Source organism: Cellulomonas terrae (assembly GCF_007990265.1).
In the GTDB taxonomy this organism is placed as follows: Bacteria; Actinomycetota; Actinomycetes; order Actinomycetales; family Cellulomonadaceae; genus Cellulomonas; species Cellulomonas terrae.
Genome location: NZ_BJWH01000001.1, coordinates 268,915 through 286,138, shown reverse-complemented (window position 1 = coordinate 286,138; position 17,224 = coordinate 268,915). Strand labels below are relative to the sequence as shown.

General features: G+C 72.8%; 18 protein-coding genes and 3 tRNA genes. 12 read left to right on the top strand and 9 right to left on the bottom strand.

Annotated features, from left to right (window positions below; all coding sequences use genetic code 11):
* Positions 1–9: 9 nt before the first annotated feature.
* Both CTE05_RS01400 and CTE05_RS01395 read left to right on the top strand, forming a co-directional pair.
* Positions 10–1,017: a polyprenyl synthetase family protein gene (locus tag CTE05_RS01400; RefSeq protein WP_146844314.1), complete on the top strand. Its 1,008-nt coding sequence runs from the start codon at positions 10–12 to the stop codon at positions 1,015–1,017.
* Positions 1,018–1,202: 185 nt separating this feature from the next.
* A complete protein-coding gene (locus CTE05_RS01395; RefSeq protein WP_246123182.1) occupies positions 1,203–1,922 on the top strand; it encodes a PP2C family protein-serine/threonine phosphatase in 720 nt (239 codons plus the stop codon).
* Here CTE05_RS01395 and rarD read toward each other — a convergent pair.
* On the bottom strand, positions 1,909–2,823 hold the full coding sequence (gene rarD, locus CTE05_RS01390) for an EamA family transporter RarD (RefSeq protein ID WP_146844475.1): 915 nt from the start codon (positions 2,821–2,823) through the stop codon (positions 1,909–1,911). The genes CTE05_RS01395 and rarD overlap by 14 nt on opposite strands.
* Positions 2,824–3,167: 344 nt before the next feature.
* On the opposite strand from rarD, the gene CTE05_RS01385 reads away from it, so the two are divergent.
* Both CTE05_RS01385 and CTE05_RS01380 read left to right on the top strand, forming a co-directional pair.
* Entirely contained in the window at positions 3,168–4,955 is a 1,788-nt protein-coding gene (locus tag CTE05_RS01385; protein ID WP_146844312.1) for a carbohydrate-binding module family 20 domain-containing protein, read from the top strand.
* A 260-nt stretch (positions 4,956–5,215) separates the two neighbouring features.
* Positions 5,216–6,589 (top strand): FAD-dependent oxidoreductase, encoded by a 1,374-nt coding sequence (locus tag CTE05_RS01380; RefSeq protein ID WP_146844311.1) that lies wholly within the window; start codon positions 5,216–5,218, stop codon positions 6,587–6,589.
* 143 nt (positions 6,590–6,732) lie between these two features.
* On the opposite strand, the gene CTE05_RS01375 is transcribed toward CTE05_RS01380, so the two are convergent.
* The 3 genes from CTE05_RS01375 to CTE05_RS01365 are packed head-to-tail and all read right to left on the bottom strand — an operon-like array spanning position 6,733 to position 9,217.
* Positions 6,733–7,518, bottom strand: a complete 786-nt coding sequence (locus CTE05_RS01375; RefSeq protein ID WP_146844310.1) for an amino acid ABC transporter ATP-binding protein — start codon at positions 7,516–7,518, stop codon at positions 6,733–6,735.
* Positions 7,515–8,381, bottom strand: a complete 867-nt coding sequence (locus tag CTE05_RS01370) for an amino acid ABC transporter permease (RefSeq protein WP_246123181.1) — start codon at positions 8,379–8,381, stop codon at positions 7,515–7,517. Before CTE05_RS01370 ends, CTE05_RS01375 begins: the two co-directional genes overlap by 4 nt.
* Positions 8,378–9,217, bottom strand: a complete 840-nt coding sequence (locus tag CTE05_RS01365) for an ABC transporter substrate-binding protein (RefSeq protein WP_146844308.1) — start codon at positions 9,215–9,217, stop codon at positions 8,378–8,380. Before CTE05_RS01365 ends, CTE05_RS01370 begins: the two co-directional genes overlap by 4 nt.
* Before the next feature lie 106 nt (positions 9,218–9,323).
* On the opposite strand from CTE05_RS01365, the gene htpX reads away from it, so the two are divergent.
* Positions 9,324–10,208: a zinc metalloprotease HtpX gene (htpX, locus tag CTE05_RS01360; protein ID WP_146844307.1), complete on the top strand. Its 885-nt coding sequence runs from the start codon at positions 9,324–9,326 to the stop codon at positions 10,206–10,208.
* Between the two features lie 9 nt (positions 10,209–10,217).
* On the opposite strand, the gene CTE05_RS01355 is transcribed toward htpX, so the two are convergent.
* On the bottom strand, positions 10,218–10,724 hold the full coding sequence (locus CTE05_RS01355; protein WP_056023313.1) for a YajQ family cyclic di-GMP-binding protein: 507 nt from the start codon (positions 10,722–10,724) through the stop codon (positions 10,218–10,220).
* A 140-nt stretch (positions 10,725–10,864) separates the two neighbouring features.
* Between CTE05_RS01355 and CTE05_RS01350 the strand changes: the two genes are divergently transcribed.
* A tRNA-Tyr gene (locus CTE05_RS01350) sits at positions 10,865–10,946 on the top strand.
* A 41-nt stretch (positions 10,947–10,987) separates the two neighbouring features.
* Here the strand turns inward: CTE05_RS01350 and CTE05_RS01345 are convergent.
* Both CTE05_RS01345 and CTE05_RS01340 read right to left on the bottom strand, forming a co-directional pair.
* Positions 10,988–11,446 (bottom strand): Clp protease N-terminal domain-containing protein, encoded by a 459-nt coding sequence (locus tag CTE05_RS01345; RefSeq protein WP_146844306.1) that lies wholly within the window; start codon positions 11,444–11,446, stop codon positions 10,988–10,990.
* A 4-nt stretch (positions 11,447–11,450) separates the two neighbouring features.
* The gene (locus CTE05_RS01340; RefSeq protein ID WP_055912090.1) at positions 11,451–11,651 is read right to left on the bottom strand and encodes a helix-turn-helix domain-containing protein; all 201 of its coding nucleotides are present in this window, start codon (positions 11,649–11,651) and stop codon (positions 11,451–11,453) included.
* Between the two features lie 84 nt (positions 11,652–11,735).
* Here CTE05_RS01340 and CTE05_RS01335 point away from each other — a divergent pair, with 84 nt between their 5' ends.
* Genes CTE05_RS01335 through CTE05_RS01325 form a run of 3 tightly spaced genes read left to right on the top strand, consistent with a single transcriptional unit; the run spans position 11,736 to position 15,551 of the window.
* The gene (locus tag CTE05_RS01335) at positions 11,736–12,602 is read left to right on the top strand and encodes an ABC transporter ATP-binding protein (protein WP_222595391.1); all 867 of its coding nucleotides are present in this window, start codon (positions 11,736–11,738) and stop codon (positions 12,600–12,602) included.
* Positions 12,599–13,429 (top strand): ABC transporter permease, encoded by an 831-nt coding sequence (locus tag CTE05_RS01330; RefSeq protein ID WP_146844305.1) that lies wholly within the window; start codon positions 12,599–12,601, stop codon positions 13,427–13,429. Before CTE05_RS01335 ends, CTE05_RS01330 begins: the two co-directional genes overlap by 4 nt.
* Before the next feature lie 31 nt (positions 13,430–13,460).
* Positions 13,461–15,551 (top strand): RecQ family ATP-dependent DNA helicase, encoded by a 2,091-nt coding sequence (locus CTE05_RS01325; RefSeq protein ID WP_146844304.1) that lies wholly within the window; start codon positions 13,461–13,463, stop codon positions 15,549–15,551.
* A 1-nt stretch (position 15,552) separates the two neighbouring features.
* Here the strand turns inward: CTE05_RS01325 and CTE05_RS01320 are convergent, their stop codons facing one another.
* A complete protein-coding gene (locus tag CTE05_RS01320; protein WP_146844303.1) occupies positions 15,553–16,155 on the bottom strand; it encodes an isochorismatase family protein in 603 nt (200 codons plus the stop codon).
* Between the two features lie 18 nt (positions 16,156–16,173).
* Positions 16,174–16,629: a hypothetical protein gene (locus tag CTE05_RS01315; RefSeq protein WP_146844302.1), complete on the bottom strand. Its 456-nt coding sequence runs from the start codon at positions 16,627–16,629 to the stop codon at positions 16,174–16,176.
* Between the two features lie 128 nt (positions 16,630–16,757).
* On the opposite strand from CTE05_RS01315, the gene CTE05_RS01310 reads away from it, so the two are divergent.
* From CTE05_RS01310 to rpmG, 3 genes are all read left to right on the top strand, one after another.
* Positions 16,758–16,830, top strand: a tRNA-Thr gene (locus CTE05_RS01310).
* Positions 16,831–16,890: 60 nt separating this feature from the next.
* Positions 16,891–16,964, top strand: a tRNA-Met gene (locus CTE05_RS01305).
* Between the two features lie 85 nt (positions 16,965–17,049).
* A complete protein-coding gene (rpmG, locus tag CTE05_RS01300; RefSeq protein ID WP_029290226.1) occupies positions 17,050–17,220 on the top strand; it encodes a 50S ribosomal protein L33 in 171 nt (56 codons plus the stop codon).
* The last annotated feature ends 4 nt before the right edge of the window (positions 17,221–17,224 follow it).

Here is a 17,224-nt window from a genome sequence, read left to right as displayed (position 1 = left end):
GTTCTAGCCGTGACTTCGTCGACGGCCTTCCCGCTGGCCGACCCTGACCTGGCCGACCGGCTGGCCGCGCGGCTCGCGCTGGTCGAGGAGCGTCTGCGCGACGCCGTGACCAACGTGGACCCGCTGGCCGACGACGCGTCGCGGCACCTGGTCAACGCGGGCGGCAAGCGACTGCGCCCGCTGCTGACCCTGCTCGCCGCCGAGCTGGGCGACGGCTCTCGCCGCGAGGTGGTGGACGCCGCCGTCGTCGTCGAGCTCACGCACCTGGCCACCCTGTACCACGACGACGTCATGGACTCCGCGCCGCTGCGGCGGGGTGCGCCTGCGGCTCACGAGGTCTGGGGCAACTCCGTCGCCATCCTCACCGGCGACCTGCTGTTCGCGCGTGCGTCGGCGACGGTCGCCGGTCTCGGGCCGGACGCGGTCCGGATCCAGGCCGCCACGTTCGAGCGGCTCTGCCTGGGCCAGCTCCACGAGACGGTCGGCCCGCGGCCCGAGGACGACCGCGTGGCCCACTACCTGCAGGTGCTCGCGGACAAGACGGCGTCGCTCATCGCCACGTCGGCCCGGTTCGGGGCGATGTTCGCGGGCTGCCGACCCGACGTCGTCGCCACCGTCACGGGCTTCGGGGAGAAGATCGGCGTCGCTTTCCAGCTGGCCGACGACGTCATCGACCTGACCTCGGACGGCGACGTGACCGGCAAGACCCCCGGCACCGACCTGCGGGAGCGCGTGCCGACGATGCCGGCGCTCCTCCTGCGGGCCCGTGCCGCGCAGGAGGGCTCCTCCGACGAGGACCGCCGGCTGGTCGCGCTGCTCGACGGGGACCTGTCGGGCGACGACGACCTGGCGGCCGCGGTCGCCGCGCTCCGGGAGCACCCTGTCGTGGCGGACACGCGCGCCCGCGCCGTGGCGCTCGCCCAGGCAGCGGTCCGCGAGCTGGACCCGCTCCCCGCGGGGCCGGTCAAGGACGCGCTCGTCTCGTTCGCGGACGCCCTCGTGGACCGCGCCGCCTGACCGCTGCGGGTCGGGCACGGCCGGTCACGACCGGCGGGACCGCAGGTCACGCCCCACAGGCGCCTGGCGTCACGACCTGTCCGACTGGCTATGCTGACCGTCGACTCACGTCGGGCAGCCCACGCCCGACGCACCCGAAGGACGCCGATGACGCACCGGAGCCCCACGCGATGACCGACTCCCGCGTGAGCCTCCGTGTCGGCGTCGCCACGGAGACGGCCCGGCGGACGCGCAACGAGGACAGCGTCTCGGTGAGCGACGGTGTCTACCTCGTCGCGGACGGCATGGGCGGCCACGAGGCAGGTGAGGTGGCGAGCCGGACGGCCATCGACGCCCTCCGGGGGCTGGGTGACGGGACGCCGACGCCCGCGGACGTCCGGTCGTACGTGCGGGCAGCGCACGCGGCGGTGCGGGACCTCCCGTCGATCACGGGCCGGCGGCCCGGCACCACGGTGACGGGGGTCGTCGTGACGACGCACGGCGAGACCCCGTGCTGGCTGGTGCTGAACGTGGGCGACTCGCGCACCTACCGGATGGCCGGCGGGGTGCTCGAGCAGGTGACGCGGGACCACTCGGAGGTCGCGGAGCTGGTCGAGCGTGGCCTGGTGCGGGCCGCGGACGCGCAGCACCACCCGCGTCGGAACGTGGTGACGCGGGTGCTCGGTGGCGGTGCGTCGGAGGTCGAGCCAGACGTGTGGCTGCTCCCGGTGAGCCCGGGGGACCGCATGCTCGTGTGCTCGGACGGGCTGACGGACGAGCTGTCGGACGCCCGCATCCAGGCCGAGCTGCGTGCCGAGGACGAGGCGCAGGCTGCGGCGGACCGCCTGGTCGCGGCTGCGCTCGCGGCGGGCGGGCACGACAACGTGACGGCGATCGTCCTCGACGCGACGCTCAGCGCCCGCTGACCTCGGAGGCGCGCCGGCTGAGCCGATGCGCCCTGCTCGTGCGGACGCCGTCGACGGTGAGGATGGCGAGCGCCGTCCACACCAGCGCGAACCCCCACCAGCGTGCGGCGGGCATCTGCTCGCCCAGGACCAGGACGCCGATGAGCAGCTGGAGCGTCGGGGCGATGTACTGCAGCATCCCGAGCATGGACAGGGGCAGGCGGCGGGCGGCGGAGTTGAAGAGCAGCAGCGGGATGGCGGTGACGACGCCGGACGACGCGAGAACCAGCGCGTGCGCGGCACCTTCCGTCTCGAACGTGCCCTGGCCGACGGCGCTCGTCCAGACCAGGTAGCCGAGGGCCACGGGGGCGAGCACCAGGGTCTCGACGGCGAGCCCGGGCACGGCTGCGACGGTGCGCCCGACGCGGTTCTTGATGAGGCCGTAGAACCCGAAGCTGCAGGCGAGGACCAGCGCGATCCACGGCAGCTGTCCGTAGCCGGCGGTGATGACCGCGACGGCGGCGGCCCCGAACCCGAGGGCGACCCACTGCACGGGCCGCAGCCGCTCGCGCAGGACGACGACGGCGAGCGTGACGGTGACCAGCGGGTTGATGTAGTAGCCGAGGGCGGCGTCGACGACCCGGTCGGTGAGGATGCCGAACACGAAGACGAGCCAGTTGATCGCGAGGAGCACGGCGGCGACGGCCAGGACGCCGAGCGTGCGGCGGTTGCGCAGCGCGGTGACGAAGGCGCCCCAGGTCCGTGTGGCGGCGAGCAGGGCGAGGCAGAACAACAGCGACCACACCACGCGGTGCGCGATGATCTCGACCGCACCGGCCGGCTGCAGCAGCGGGAAGTAGAGCGGGAGCAGGCCCCACAGGACGTAGGCCCCGACGCCCGTCGCGAGGCCGAGCCCGTCCATGGGGACGACGACCGGCCGGCGGGTGGCGGGGGAGTCGGGCACCGGTCGAGCCTAAGGTCCCCGGTTGACGGTGGGTGACGCCTCGCCTAGTGTCCGATTGCAGCAACTTGCATCGACGTTGCAGGGCGTGTTTCACGCCGTGCGGTGCCGGTGCAGCGCGCCCTCCGCCAGGGATCCTGGCGGTCGGTACACCTCCTCGGGGTCGGTCCGCCGGTCCCACCCGCAGGGCCGCGCGCCGCCACCACCCGGTGCGCGTCGTGCGGAGGCAGGCCGGTCATCGCGACGATGCGGTGACCGCGAGCGGCCCGACGACGACGTCGGCCCCACCGCGAGGAGTGCACCACGTGTCGACCGAACCCACCCGCCCACGCCGAGCCGCGCTCGGCGCCCTGCTGGCCGCGGTCCTGTCCCTGGCGGGCCTGACCGCCGCCGGGCTCACGGCCGCCCAGACCGCCACCGCCGCACCGGCCACCATGCGCCCCGCCGCCAACCTGTTCCAGTGGACCTGGAACGCGATCGCGCAGGAGTGCACCACCCAGCTGGGCCCTGCCGGGTACGGCTACGTCCAGACCTCCCCGCCCAACGAGCACGTCGTGCTCTCCGGCCAGTGGTGGACGTCCTACCAGCCCGTCAGCTACAAGGTCGCGTCCAAGCTGGGCACCCGCGCCGAGTACAAGGCGATGATCGACACCTGCCGCGCGGCCGGCGTGTCGGTCATCACGGACGTCGTCGTCAACCACATGTCGGGCCAGACCAGCGCTGGCACCGGCTGGGCGGGCACCGCGTACTCCGAGGAGCGCTATCCCGGACCCGAGGGTGGCTACGGCCCGCAGGACTTCCACGGCTGCCGGACGAACATCAGCAGCTACCACGACCGGTACCAGGTGCAGAACTGCCGGCTGGTCGGTCTGCAGGACCTCGACACGAGCAGCGACTACGTCCGCTCGGAGATCGCGGCCTACCTCAACGACCTCATCTCGCTGGGCGTCCGCGGCTTCCGGGTCGACGCGTCCAAGCACATCGCCGCCGGCGACCTGGAGGCGATCAAGGGCAAGCTGAGCGACCAGAGCGTCTACATCGAGCACGAGGTGATCGCGGGCGGCGGCGAGCCGATCCAGCCCGCGGAGTACTTCGGCTCCGGCGACTCCAACGAGTTCAACTACTCCCGGCACCTCAAGTCGGTGTTCCAGAGCGGGAACCTGTCCTCGCTCGGCGGTCTCAAGGACCAGTCCTGGCTGCTGCCGACCGACAGGGCCGCGGTGTTCGTCGACAACCACGACACCGAGCGCAACGGCGAGACGCTGAGCTACAAGAACGGCTCCGACTACCGCCTGGCCAACGTGTTCGCCCTGAGCTACCCGTACGGCTGGCCGACGGTCTACTCCGGCTACGCGTTCAGCAGCAACGACGCCGGGGCGCCGCAGCAGAGCAACGGCAAGGTGAACGACGCCGTGTGCGGGCAGGGCACCTGGACGTGCGCGCACCGCTGGAACGAGACCGCGCACATGGTCGGCTTCCGCAACGCCGTCGGCACCGCGGCCCTCACGAACGTGTGGAGCGACGGCGGGCGGCTGGCGTACGGACGCGGGTCGCTCGGGTACGTGGCGCTCAACCGCAACGGCTCGGCGCTCCAGCGCACGTTCCAGACGTCCCTGCCGGCGGGCCGCTACTGCGACGTGATCAGCGGGGCTTCCACCAGCGGCGGGTGCTCCGGCACCACGGTCACCGTGGCGTCGGGCGGCTCGGCGACGTTCACCGTCCCGGCCAACGGTTCGGTCGCCCTGCACGTCGGCCAGCTCGCGGGGGGCACGGCCACGCCCACACCGACCCCGACGACCAGCTCGCAGATCTCCTTCGGGGTCAGTGCCACGACGTCCTGGGGCCACAACGTCTTCGTGGTCGGTGACCGGGCGGAGCTGGGCAGCTGGAACCCGGCGAACGCGGTCGCGCTGTCGTCGGCCGCCTACCCGGTGTGGCGGGCTGCGGTCACGCTGCCGGCCGGGACGGTGGTCCAGTACAAGTACGTGCGCAAGGAGTCGAACGGTGCGGTGACCTGGGAGACCGGGTCCAACCGCACCGCGACGGTGCCGGCCAGCGGGGTCCTCACCCTGACCGACACCTGGCGCGGCTAGGACGTCCCGGGCGCTGTCCCTCCGTCGGGACGGCGCCCGGGACCGCGGACGGGGGTGGCGTCGAGCGCGTGGAGGTGTGCGGCGCCACCCCTCTCGTCGTCTCACGAGTGTCCAGATGCTGGCGCGCAAGGAAGGTCAGCCTCACCGCCGGTCCTACACTGGCCCTGAGCACAGTCCTGCACGGTGCCGTCGGTCGTGCCCGCACCCGGCCTGACGCACCTCCCCGCAGGGCTCCCCTGATCGGAAGGCACCCGCGTCCCGTGAGCACCCCGACTCTGCGAGTGGCCGTCGTCGGCGCAGGCCCGGCCGGCATCTACGCCGCCGACATCCTGTCGAAGACCGACCTCGACGTCAGCATCGACCTCTTCGAGCGCCTGCCCGCGCCGTTCGGCCTCGTGCGCTACGGCGTCGCGCCGGACCACCCGCGCATCAAGCAGATCATCGTGGCCCTGCAGAAGGTGCTGGAGCGCGGTGACATCCGCCTGCTCGCCAACGTCGACTACGGCACGGACCTCAAGCTCGACGACCTGCGCCAGTTCTACGACGCCGTCATCTTCTCCACGGGCTCCATCCGCGACGCGGCGCTGCCGGTGCCGGGCATCGACCTCGAGGGCTCCTACGGCGCCGCCGACTTCGTGTCCTGGTACGACGGGCACCCGGACGTCCCCCGCACCTGGCCGCTGACCGCCCAGCACGTCGCCGTCCTCGGCGCGGGCAACGTGGCGCTCGACGTGGCCCGGATCCTGGCCAAGCACGCCGACGACCTGCTGCCCACCGAGGTCCCGGCCAACGTCTACGACCTCCTCAAGGCCTCGCCGGTCACCGACGTGCACCTGTTCGCGCGCCGCGGCCCCGCGCAGGTGAAGTTCTCGCCGCTCGAGCTGCGCGAGCTCGGTCACGTCCCCGACGTCGACGTCATCGTCTACCCCGAGGACTTCGACTTCGACGAGGGGTCGATGGCGGCCATCCACTCGTCCAACCAGACCAAGCAGGTCGTCAAGACCCTCACGGACTGGACGCTGAAGGAGCCGGAGGAGAACACCGCGAGCCGGCGCATCCACCTGCACTTCCTGCACAAGCCCGTCGAGATCCTCGGCGAGGACGGGCACGTCGTCGGCGTCCGCACCGAGCGCACCGCGCTGAACGGCGACGGCAACGTCACGGGAACCGGGCAGACGCACGACTGGCCCGTGCAGGCCGTCTACCGTGCGGTCGGCTACTTCGGCTCGCCGCTCGTGGACATCCCGTTCGACGACGTCGCGGGCGTGATCCCCAACCGCGAGGGCCGCGTGGTCGACGTCGACGGCGACCAGCTCCCGGGCGTCTACGCGACCGGTTGGATCAAGCGCGGTCCCGTCGGGCTCATCGGGCACACCAAGTCGGACGCGTCGGAGACCATCCGGCACCTCGGCGAGGACGTGGCCGCGGCCGGCGAGGCGTTCTACACGGCCACCGACCGCGACCCCGAGGCGGTCACCGAGTTCCTGCGGGGCCGCGGCGTCGACGTCATCTCGTGGCAGGGCTGGGAGCTCCTCGACGCGTACGAGCGCTCGCTGGGCGAGCCGCACGGCCGCGAGCGCGTGAAGCTGGTCCCGCGCGACGAGATGGTGTCGATCTCGCTGGGCCGCAGCTGACCCTGGCTGGACTGCGACGTCCGAGGACGTGAGCGCCGCGGCGACCACGTCCTCGGACGTCGCTGTCTGACCACCCGTTGCGTCCGAGGCAGTGCCCGCCATGGCGCGCACGTCCTCGGACGTTGTTGGGTCGTGCGGCGGGCTCAGCCCGTGATGCGGCGGAGGAACTCGCGCGTGCGCTCCTCGCGGGGGTTCTCCAGCACCTGCGCCGGCGTGCCCCGCTCGTGCACGCGGCCCTCGTGCAGGAAGCAGACCTCGTCGGCGACCTCGCGCGCGAAGCCCATCTCGTGGGTGGCCACGACCATCGTCAGCCCGGTCGCCTTGAGCTCGGTCAGCAGCGAGAGGACCTCGCCGACGAGCTCCGGGTCGAGCGCGCTGGTGACCTCGTCGAGGAGCATGACGGCGGGCTTGGCGACGAGGGCGCGGGCGATCGCGACGCGCTGCTGCTGACCGCCGGACAGCTCGTCGGGGAACGCCTGCGCCTTGGCGGCCAGCCCGACCCGGTCGAGCACGGCCAGCGCGTCGGCCCGCGCCTGCTCGGGCGGCGTCCTGTGCACCAGTCGCGGCGCGAGGGTCACGTTGTCGATCACGCGCAGGTGCGGGAACAGGTTGTAGGCCTGGAACACCATCCCGATCCGGGCGCGCACGGCGTTCGCGTCCAGCCGGGGGTCGGTGATGTCCTGCCCCTCCAGCTCGATCACGCCGTCGTCGACGTCCTCGAGCAGGTCGATGCATCGCAGCAGGGTGGACTTGCCGGAGCCGGACGCGCCGATGAGCACGACGACCTGGTGCGCGTGGACGTCGAGGGAGAGGTCGTCGAGCACGACGTGCTCCCCGAACGCCTTGCGGACCCCGCGGACGGACAGCAGCGGGCGCCCGAGGCTCGGGGGGTGCCGCAGGCTCGGGTCCTTGAGGCGTCCCGGGCTCATCGCAGCGCCCCGCCGCCGGCGAGCGTGCTCTGGGCCCCGACCCAGCCGGAGCGCCGTGCCAGGACGTCGGTGAACCGCGTCAGCGGGATGGTGAGTGCGACGAACAGCACCCCGGCGACGACGTACGGCGTGAAGTTGGCGTAGCGCGCGGTCTCGATCTGGGCGGCGCGGACGGCGTCGATGGCCCCGAGGATCGAGATGAGCCCGGAGTCCTTGGACAGCGCGACCAGGTCGTTCAGGAGCGGCGGGACGACGCGCCGGACCGCCTGGGGGAGCACAACGTGCCGCATGGCCTGCGCGCGGGTCAGCCCGAGCGACCGCGCGGCGGCGACCTGCGAGGGGTGCACCGACTCGATCCCGGCGCGGAACACCTCCGCGACGTACGCGGAGTAGGTCAGCACGAGCGCGAGCGTGCCCAGCGCGACCGCGGACGTCGGGATGCCCTGCAGCCGCAGCCCGGGCAGCCCGAACCCGACGAGCAGCAGGACGAGGATCAGAGGCAGGCCGCGGAACACGTCGACGTACCCGGTGGCCAGCGCCCGGACGGGGAAGAACACCGGGCCGCGCAGGGTGCGGGCGAGCGCGAGCCCCATCGCGACGATCACGATGAGGACCGCGCTCACGGCCATGACCCGGATGTTCAGCCAGAGCCCCTGCAGGATCGCGGGGAACGACTCCTGCGCGACCTGCCAGTCGAAGAACGACGCCCTGACGCGCGGCCACCCCGGGGAGGACGTCAGTGCGAGGACGGCGACCGCGACCAGCGCGACGGTGGACACGACCGCCAGCGCGGTGGACCGGTGCGCGCGGCTGCGACGGTAGGCGTCCCGCTCCTGCTGGCGCTCGGAGGGCACCCAGCTCACTGGAGGACCGGAGCACCCGCGGCGTCGGTGAGCCACTCCGCCTCGAGGTCGCCCAGGGTGCCGTCCTCGCTCAGGGCGTCGACGGCGTCGGTCACCGCGGCGGTCAGCGCGCTGCCCTTGTCGAGCACGAGCCCGAACTGGTCACCGCCCGCGCTGTCCGGGAGCTGGCCGAGCAGGAGCCCGCCGTCGAGCTCCGCCGCCGTGATGTACAGCGCGGTCGGCAGGTCCACCACGATCGCGTCGACGAGGCCGGCGGTCAGGGCCTGCTTGACCTGGTCGTTGTCGTTGAACGGCGACACCGGCGTGGTCGGGTCGATGGTCTCCTGGGCGGCGGTGAGGCTCGTCGTGCCCACCATCGCGCCGATCTTGAGCGCCTTGAGGTCGGCGAGCGTCGTCGCGTCCGCACCGGCTGCCCCCTCGAGCGTCACGACGGCCTGCGAGGTCGTGTAGTACGGCGACGAGAAGTCCAGGTTCGCCCTGCGCTCGTCGCTGATCGACACCTGGTTGATCGCGAAGTCGAAGTCCTTCGCACCCGGCGCGATGATCTGGTCGAAGCTGGCGACGGTCCACTCGACGTGGTCCTCGTCGAAGCCCAGCTGGTCCGCGACCGCATAGGCCACGGCGGACTCGAAGCCCTCACCGGTGGTCGGGTCGTTGTCGACCACCCACGGCTCGTAGGCGGGGTCGGAGGTGGCGATCGTCAGGACACCGTCCGTGACCGTGGGCAGCGCGCCGGCGGTCGCGTCGTCGGACGAGCCGGTGTCGTCGGTGGGTGCACAGGCCGCGAGCGTGAGGGCGACGAGGGCAGCGAGGGTGGTCCATCGGGATCTGCGCACGGCGTGCTCCAGGGTCTCGGGGCGGGCGTGGGGTCAGGATACGAGGGAACCGGTGCTCTCCCACGAGCGTTCCACCGGTGCACAGCAGTCACGAGAGAGAGCATCCATGGGCCACCGGCACTACAACGGACTGAAGACGGCCGCGCTGTTCGGCGTGATGTGGGCCGTCCTGCTCGGCATCGGCTGGTTGCTCGGCCGCGGGACCCCGAAGTTCCTGCTGCTGTTCACCGTGATCGGTCTCGTCGCGACGGCGTACAGCTACTGGAACTCCGACAAGATCGCGATCCGCGCGATGCGCGCCCGCCCGGTCAGCGAGATCGAGCAGCCGGCCATGTACCGCATCGTCCGCGAGCTCTCCACCGCCGCCCGCCAGCCGATGCCGCGGCTCTACGTCTCGCCGACGGCCGCCCCCAACGCGTTCGCCACCGGCCGCAACCCGAAGAACGCCGCGGTCTGCTGCACCGAGGGCATCCTGCAGATCCTCGACGAGCGCGAGCTGCGCGGCGTCCTCGGCCACGAGCTCATGCACGTCTACAACCGCGACATCCTCACGTCGTCGGTGGCCGCCGCGGTGGCCGGCGTCATCACGTCGCTCGCGCAGTTCGCGCTCTTCTTCGGCGGCGGCAGCGACCGCGACCGCGGTGGCAACCCCATCGCGGGCCTGCTGCTCGCGATCCTCGCCCCGCTGGCCGCGATGATGATCCAGCTCGCGATCACCCGTACCCGCGAGTTCGACGCCGACGAGGACGGCGCCCGGCTGACCGGCGACCCGCTCGCCCTGGCCTCCGCGCTGCGCAAGCTCGAGCAGGGCACCAAGGCCCGACCGCTGCCGCAGGACCGCGAGCTCGTCGACGTCTCGCACCTGATGATCGCGAACCCGTTCCGGGGCGCAGGCCTCGCCCGGCTCTTCTCGACGCACCCGCCCATGGCCGACCGCATCGCCCGCCTGCAGGCCCAGGCGGGCCCGCAGGACGGCATCACGCGCTACTGAGCAGGACGCTCAGCGGTAGTTGGTGAACTGCAGGTCGGCGTCGACGTCGGCGCCCTTGAGCAGCGCGATGACCGCCTGCAGGTCGTCGCGACTCTTACCGGTGACGCGCAGCTCGTCGCCCTGGATCTGCGTCTTGATGCCCTTGGGGCCCTCGTCGCGGATGATCTTGGCGACCTTCTTGGCGGTCTCGCTGCTGAGGCCCTCCTTGATGAGCGCCTCGAGGCGGTACTCCTTGCCGGACGGCTTGGGCTCGGGGCCGTCGTCGCCGCCGGTGTCGAGCGACTTCAGCGAGATGCCGCGGCGGATCAGCTTGGTCTGGAACACGTCGAGCACGGCGAGCACACGCTCGGACGAGTTGGCGATCATGAGGATCTTCTCGCCGCTCCAGGCGATCGACGCGCCCACGCCCTTGAAGTCGTACCGCTGGGCGATCTCCTTGCTGGCCTGGTTGAGCGCGTTGTCCACCTCCTGGCGGTCGACCTTGCTGACGACGTCGAACGAGGCTTCGCTCGCCATGGTTCTCCTCCTGCTGCCCGCGGGTGCGGGTCTGGTCGCTGGGGCGTTTCGCTAGCACCGCCCGGGTGTTGCTATCCTTCCACCCGCACGCTGCACGCGCGTTCGCCCCTGGGGCGTCGGCTCGTTCGGCAGGCATCCCCGGCGGGTTACCCGAGTGGCCAAAGGGGGCTGACTGTAAATCAGCTGGCAACGCCTACGGGGGTTCGAATCCCTCACCCGCCACGTTGCGACACGACCCCGGACCTGCGCGGTCCGGGGTCGCGTCATGTCCGGGCCGCCCGTGCGCGCACGTCGGCGGGGCGGACCTCGAGCGCGGCCAGGAGCGTCGCCGCCGGGTCCGGCTCGTCGCGCGTCAGGAGTGCGAGCAGCAGGTGCCGCGGGGTGACGCGGCGTGCTCTCTCGTTCGCGGCCAGGGTGTAGGCGAGCGGCAGGACCGCGCGGAACCCGGACGTCGGTTGCCGTGCGCTGCGACGGCTGATGGCGACGGCGCCGCCGAGGTCGGGGCTCGTGATGCCGAGCGCGGCGAGGGCCGTCTCGTCGAGCGCGCGCAGCCGGGACCGTGCCGTCTCGACGTCGACGCCCACCAGGTCGGCGATCTCCCGGTCGTGCAGCAGGCCGAGGAGCAGGTGGTCGGTGCCGACGCGGCGGTCCCCGCGCAGGGCGGCCTCGTCGTCCCCGGCGGCGACGGCTGCGCGGGCGGCGGGGGTGAGTCGATCGAACATGGGCCTACTTCCCGTACTTGGCGTGCACCGACTGCCGGGCCACCCCGAGGGCGTCGCCGATCTGCTCCCACGACCAGCCCTGCTCGCGCGCGAGGGCGACCTGCTGCGCCTCCACCTGCTCGGCGAGCCGTCGCAGCGCGCCGACCGCCCGCAGCCCGACCGCGGGGTCGGTCGTGCGGAGCTGGGCGGAGAGGTCGTCGGCCATGGTGTCAGTCTGGATTGACAAGGAGATCGATGTCAATCCAGACTGACGTCAACTGTCAGGCCAGACTGACGAATGGAGCACGTGATGGTGGTGCAGGTCGAAGGGCTGCGGATGCGCTACGGGTCCGTGGACGTGCTGGACGACGTGTCGTTCCAGGTGCTGCCCGGACAGGTCGTGGCGCTGCTGGGGCCGAACGGAGCCGGCAAGACGACGACGATCGAGATCCTCGAAGGCTTCCGGCGACGCTCCGCGGGCCGCGTGGAGGTGCTCGGGGCCGATCCCGCGCACGGCGACGAGCGGTGGCGTGCTCGCATCGGCGTCGTCCTGCAGTCGTGGCGCGACCACGGCCGGTGGCGGGTGCGTGAGCTCCTGGCGCACCTCGGGTCGTACTACGCCCCGTACTCCACGCCCGGCCACCGGCGACCGTGGGACACGGACGGGCTGCTGACCGCCGTCGGGCTGGCCGACCAGGCGCGCCAGGAGGTCCGGCGCCTGTCCGGCGGGCAGCGTCGCCGGCTCGACGTCGCGGTCGGCGCGGTCGGTCGTCCCGAGCTGCTCGTCCTCGACGAACCCACCGCGGGGCTCGACCCGGAGGCCCGACGGGAGTTCCACGACCTGGTCCGCAGCCTCGTGGACGAGCACGGCACCACGGTCCTGCTCACCACCCACGACCTCGCGGAGGCCGAGAGCCTGGCCGACCGGATCCTCGTGCTCGACGGCGGTCGGATCGCCGCCGAGGGGACGGTCGACGAGCTCGCGCGCCGGTTCGCAGGCGAGGACGAGGTGCGCTGGACGCTGACGGGCGAGCGGTTCGTGCGGTCGACGCCGCACTCCACGGCCTTCGCCCGCGACCTGTTCCGCGTGCACGGCTCGGAGGTCGCCGACCTGGAGATCCGGCGGGCGTCGCTCGAGGACGCCTACCTGGCGCTGGTGCGGCGGGCCGAGTCATGAGGGCGGGTCTGCGGCCCGGCCTGCGTCGGGGACTCATCGAGCTGCGGCAGGCGGTCACCGGCGCCGACCTCGTCGGGCACCTGCTCTGGCCCGTCGTGACGCTCGTCGCCCTCGTGCTGCTCCAGCACCGGGACCTCGGGTCCGGGCTGACGCTCGGCGCCTTCGCGGTGCCCGGCGTCGTGGGGATGTTCGTCGCCCTCGGCATGCTGCTCGACGTGCAGTACCTCAGCGCGGACCGCGAGGACGGCACGGTGCTCCGCGCGCGGGCCACCCCCGGCGGGATCACCGGCTACCTCGTCGGCAAGGTCGTCACCGTCTCCGGGACCGTCGTCCTCTACGTCGCGGTCGTGGTGGCCGGCGGGGCGCTCCTGGTCGACGGCGTCGACCTGCGGACCGTCGACTGGCTGACCTTCACCTGGGTGCTCGTGCTCGGTCTCGTCGCGACGCAGGCGCTCGGGCTGGTGCTCGGCGCGCTCGTCCGCAGCCCGCGCAGCGCCGGTTACGTCGCGCTGCCGGTGGTGGGGCTCATCGCGATCTCCGGGGTGTTCGTCCCGGTCACCGCGCTCGCGGCCGGGTGGCAGGCCGTCGCGCAGGCGTTCCCGGTGTACTGGCTCGGGCTCGGGGTGCGTGCCGCCTTCCTCCCCGACGCGGCGGCCGTCGCGGAGGTCGGCGGGTCGTGGCGCCCGTGGGCGACCGCTGCCGTCCTCGGTGCGTGGGCGCTCGTCGGGGTCGTCCTGGCGCCCGTCGTGCTGCGGCGGATGACGCGCAAGGAGTCGGGGTCCAGCGTCGCCGCCCGGCGGGAGCGGGCGCTGCAGCGCGTCGGCTGAGGGTGTGGGCGCGGGCTGGCAGGGTGGGCGCGTGCCCGCTACCCGTGAGTCAGCCCTCGCCGTCCTCCGCCGACTGGTGGGCAACCCGGACGCCGACTTCCACGACGGACAGTTCGAGGCGATCGAGACGCTCGTCGACGACCACCGCCGGGCGCTCGTGGTGCAGCGGACCGGGTGGGGGAAGTCGGCGGTCTACTTCGTCGCGACGATGCTGCTCCGGGAGCGGGGCGCCGGCCCGACGGTCCTGGTGTCCCCGCTGCTCGCGCTGATGCGGGACCAGGTCGCCGCCGCGGAGCGCGCCGGGGTGCGTGCCGTGGCGATCAACTCGACCAACGCCCACGAGTGGGACGAGCTGCTGCAACGGCTCGCCGCCGACGAGGTCGACGTGCTGCTCGTCTCGCCGGAGCGGCTCAACAACCCCGCGTTCCGGGAGAACCAGCTGCCGGCCCTCGTGCGACGCCTCGGCCTGCTGGTGGTCGACGAGGCGCACTGCATCAGCGACTGGGGCCACGACTTCCGGCCCGACTACCGCCGCCTGCGCGACCTCATCGCCACGATGCCCGCAGGCGTGCCGGTGCTGGCGACCACGGCGACCGCGAACAGCCGGGTGGTCGCGGACGTCGCGGAGCAGCTGGGCACGGGTGGGACGGACGGCGTCCTGACGATCCGCGGGCCGCTCGCGCGCGCCTCGCTGCGGCTCGGGGTGCTCCGGCTGCCCACCGCCCGCGCCCGGCTGGGCTGGCTGCTCAGCCACCTGGGGGACCTGCCCGGCTCGGGCATCATCTACACGCTCACGGTCGCCGCTGCGCAGGACACCGCCCGGCTGCTGCGCGAGGCGGGCCACGACGTGCGCGCGTACACGGGCCAGACCGACCCGGCCGACCGGGAGGCCGCGGAGTCGGCGCTCAAGGCGAACACGGTCAAGGCGCTGGTCGCGACGAGCGCGCTCGGCATGGGCTTCGACAAGCCGGACCTGGGGTTCGTCCTGCACCTGGGGGCGCCCTCGTCGCCCGTGTCCTACTACCAGCAGGTGGGTCGTGCCGGCCGCGCGACGGCGAGCGCCGACGTGCTGCTGCTGCCCGGCCCCGAGGACCGGGACATCTGGCAGTACTTCGCGACGGCGTCCATGCCCGACGAGGACCGCGCACAGCGCGTGATCGCCGAGCTGTCGGACCGACCCCTGTCGACCCCGGCGCTGGAGGCCCACGTCGACGTCCGGCGCACGCCCCTGGAGCTGCTCCTCAAGGTGCTCGACGTCGACGGTGCCGTCCGCCGCGTCCAGGGCGGCTGGGTGGCCACCGGGCAGCCGTGGACCTACGACGCCGAGCGGTACGCGCGGATCGCGGCCGCCCGCCAGGCCGAGCAGGAGCACATGCTCGAGTACGAGCGCACGGACGGCTGCCGGATGGAGTTCCTGCAGCGCAGCCTGGACGACGAGACGGCGGCCCCGTGCGGGCGCTGCGACTCCTGCGCGGGTGTCTGGTACCCCCAGGGCGTCGCCGAGGGTGCGGCGGCGTCGGCCGAGCGGTCCCTGGACCGCGTGGGGGTGCCGATCGAGCCGCGCGCGCAGTGGCCCGTCGGTGCCGACCGGCTCGGTCTGCCGGTGCGCGGCAAGATCGCCGAGGGGGAGCGGGCGGTCGAGGGCCGTGCCCTGGCGCGGCTGACCGACCTGGGCTGGGGGACCGCCCTGCGCGACGTCTTCGCGGCCGGTGCCACCGACGCACCGATCACGCCGGCGATGCTGCAGGGGTGCGTGCGGGTGCTGGCCGAGTGGGGATGGGACGAGCGGCCGGTCGCGGTGGTCGCGCTGCCGTCGCGACGTCGCCCGCTGCTGGTCGACTCCCTGGCCCGTGGGCTCGCGGACATCGGCCGGCTGCCCTACGCGGGCGCACTGGCGCCTCGCGACGGGGGCCCGACCGGCGGACCCGGCGGGAACAGCGCGTTCCGTCTCGCGGGCGTCTGGGACCGTCTCGACGCGTCCGGCCTGGCGCTGCCGGGCGGCCCGGTGCTGCTCGTCGACGACCTGGTCGACAGTCGCTGGACGATGACGGTCGCGGCGCGCGAGGTGCGCCTGGCGGGCGCGACGGCGGTGCTGCCGTTCGCCCTGGCGCTGCGGGGCTGAGTCAGTCGGTCTGTCCGCTCGTCGTCAGCCCGACCCCCGCCTGCGCGAGCCGGGCGACGGCGCGCAGCGTGGTGGGTGCTGCGACGGCCGCGGTGAGGTCGAGCAGGACGGTCGCGCCGAAGCCCGCAGCCCGGGCGTCCGACGCGGTCGCGGCGACGCAGTGGTCGGTGGCCAGGCCGACCACGTCGACGTCGGTGACGCCGGCCTCGGCCAGGACGCCCGCGAGGGGGGTGCCACCGGCCCCGACGACCTCCCCCTCGAACCCGGAGTAGTCCTGGCGGCCCTGACCCTTGCGGACGTGCACGGTGCGCTCGGGCAGGTGCAGGTCCGGGTGGTACCGGGCGCCGGGCGTGCCGGCGACGCAGTGCACGGGCCACGTGGAGACGTAGTCGGGCTCCGCGCCGACCGCGAAGTGGCCGTCGTTGGTGTCGGGGAGGGGCGCGTGCCAGTCCCGCGTGGCGACGACGACCGCGTACCGGTCCCCGTGCTGCGCCACGTGGTCGGTCACGGCGCGGGCGACGGCGTTCCCGCCGCTGACGGCGAGCGCGCCGCCCTCGCAGAAGTCCTCCTGGACGTCGACGACGATCAGTGCCCGGGTGCCCATCCGACCATCATGCGCGTGTCACGCGCCGCAGGTGTAGGTGCCCTCGGTCACGGAGACGGTCGCGCCCTCGTAGAGCGTGTCGAACGTGCCCGCGTCCTGGGCCGTCCCGAAGACTACGCCGACGCCGAGCGGGTCGGCGAACCCGGTGAGACCCGCGAGCTGCTCCTCGGCGCTGCTCTGGCAGGCCGGGTCCCACGGGAGGGTCTGGTAGCCGAGCGCGGAGAGCGAGTCGATCGACGGCTGGAGGGTGGTGGTGTCGCCCTCGCCGGTCTCCACGACGTCGGTCCACACGACGAAGAACGGCTCGGTCGTCGTGGTCGGGTCGATCGCCGTGGGCCACGCGGGGGTGGTCGCGACGGGCGTGGAGTCCGCGTCGGCGTCGTCGTCGCCCCCGCCGCCGGTGCAGGCGGCGGTGCTGAGCAGGGCGGCGGAGAGCGTGAGGGCAGCAACGATGCTGCGTCGGGGCTGGCGCATGGGCCGGATCGTGGCACGCGCGCACGGGCGCGGACCATGAGATGAATCGTTTAGGCGATCCTTGGGCGGACCTCGCTCCGGAGCCGATTTCGCGAGCACCCCACAGCCCGTGTAACCTTGCTCGCGCTGCCCCGATAGCTCAGTCGGCAGAGCGTCTCCATGGTAAGGAGAAGGTCAAGGGTTCGATTCCCTTTCGGGGCTCTGTGGTGTGTTCGAAGACGTGCCGTGATTCCGCGGCACGGACCACGCGCACATCGACATGGCGGGGTAGCTCAGGTGGTTAGAGCACACGGCTCATAATCGTGGTGTCGCGGGTTCGAGTCCCGCTCCCGCTACTTCCAGTGACACAACAGCGCGTCGGCCGGCGCGCAACGACGAGATCGCATGCATCCCGTACCGGGTGCGAGAGGTGGCAAGACCATGGCCAGCAAGAGCTCGGACGTCCGTCCGAAGATCACGCTCGCGTGCACGGAGTGCAAGGAGCGGAACTACATCACCAAGAAGAACCGTCGGAACGACCCCGACCGTCTCGAGATGAAGAAGTTCTGCCCCCGCGACAACCGTCACACCCTGCACCGCGAGACCCGCTGACCTC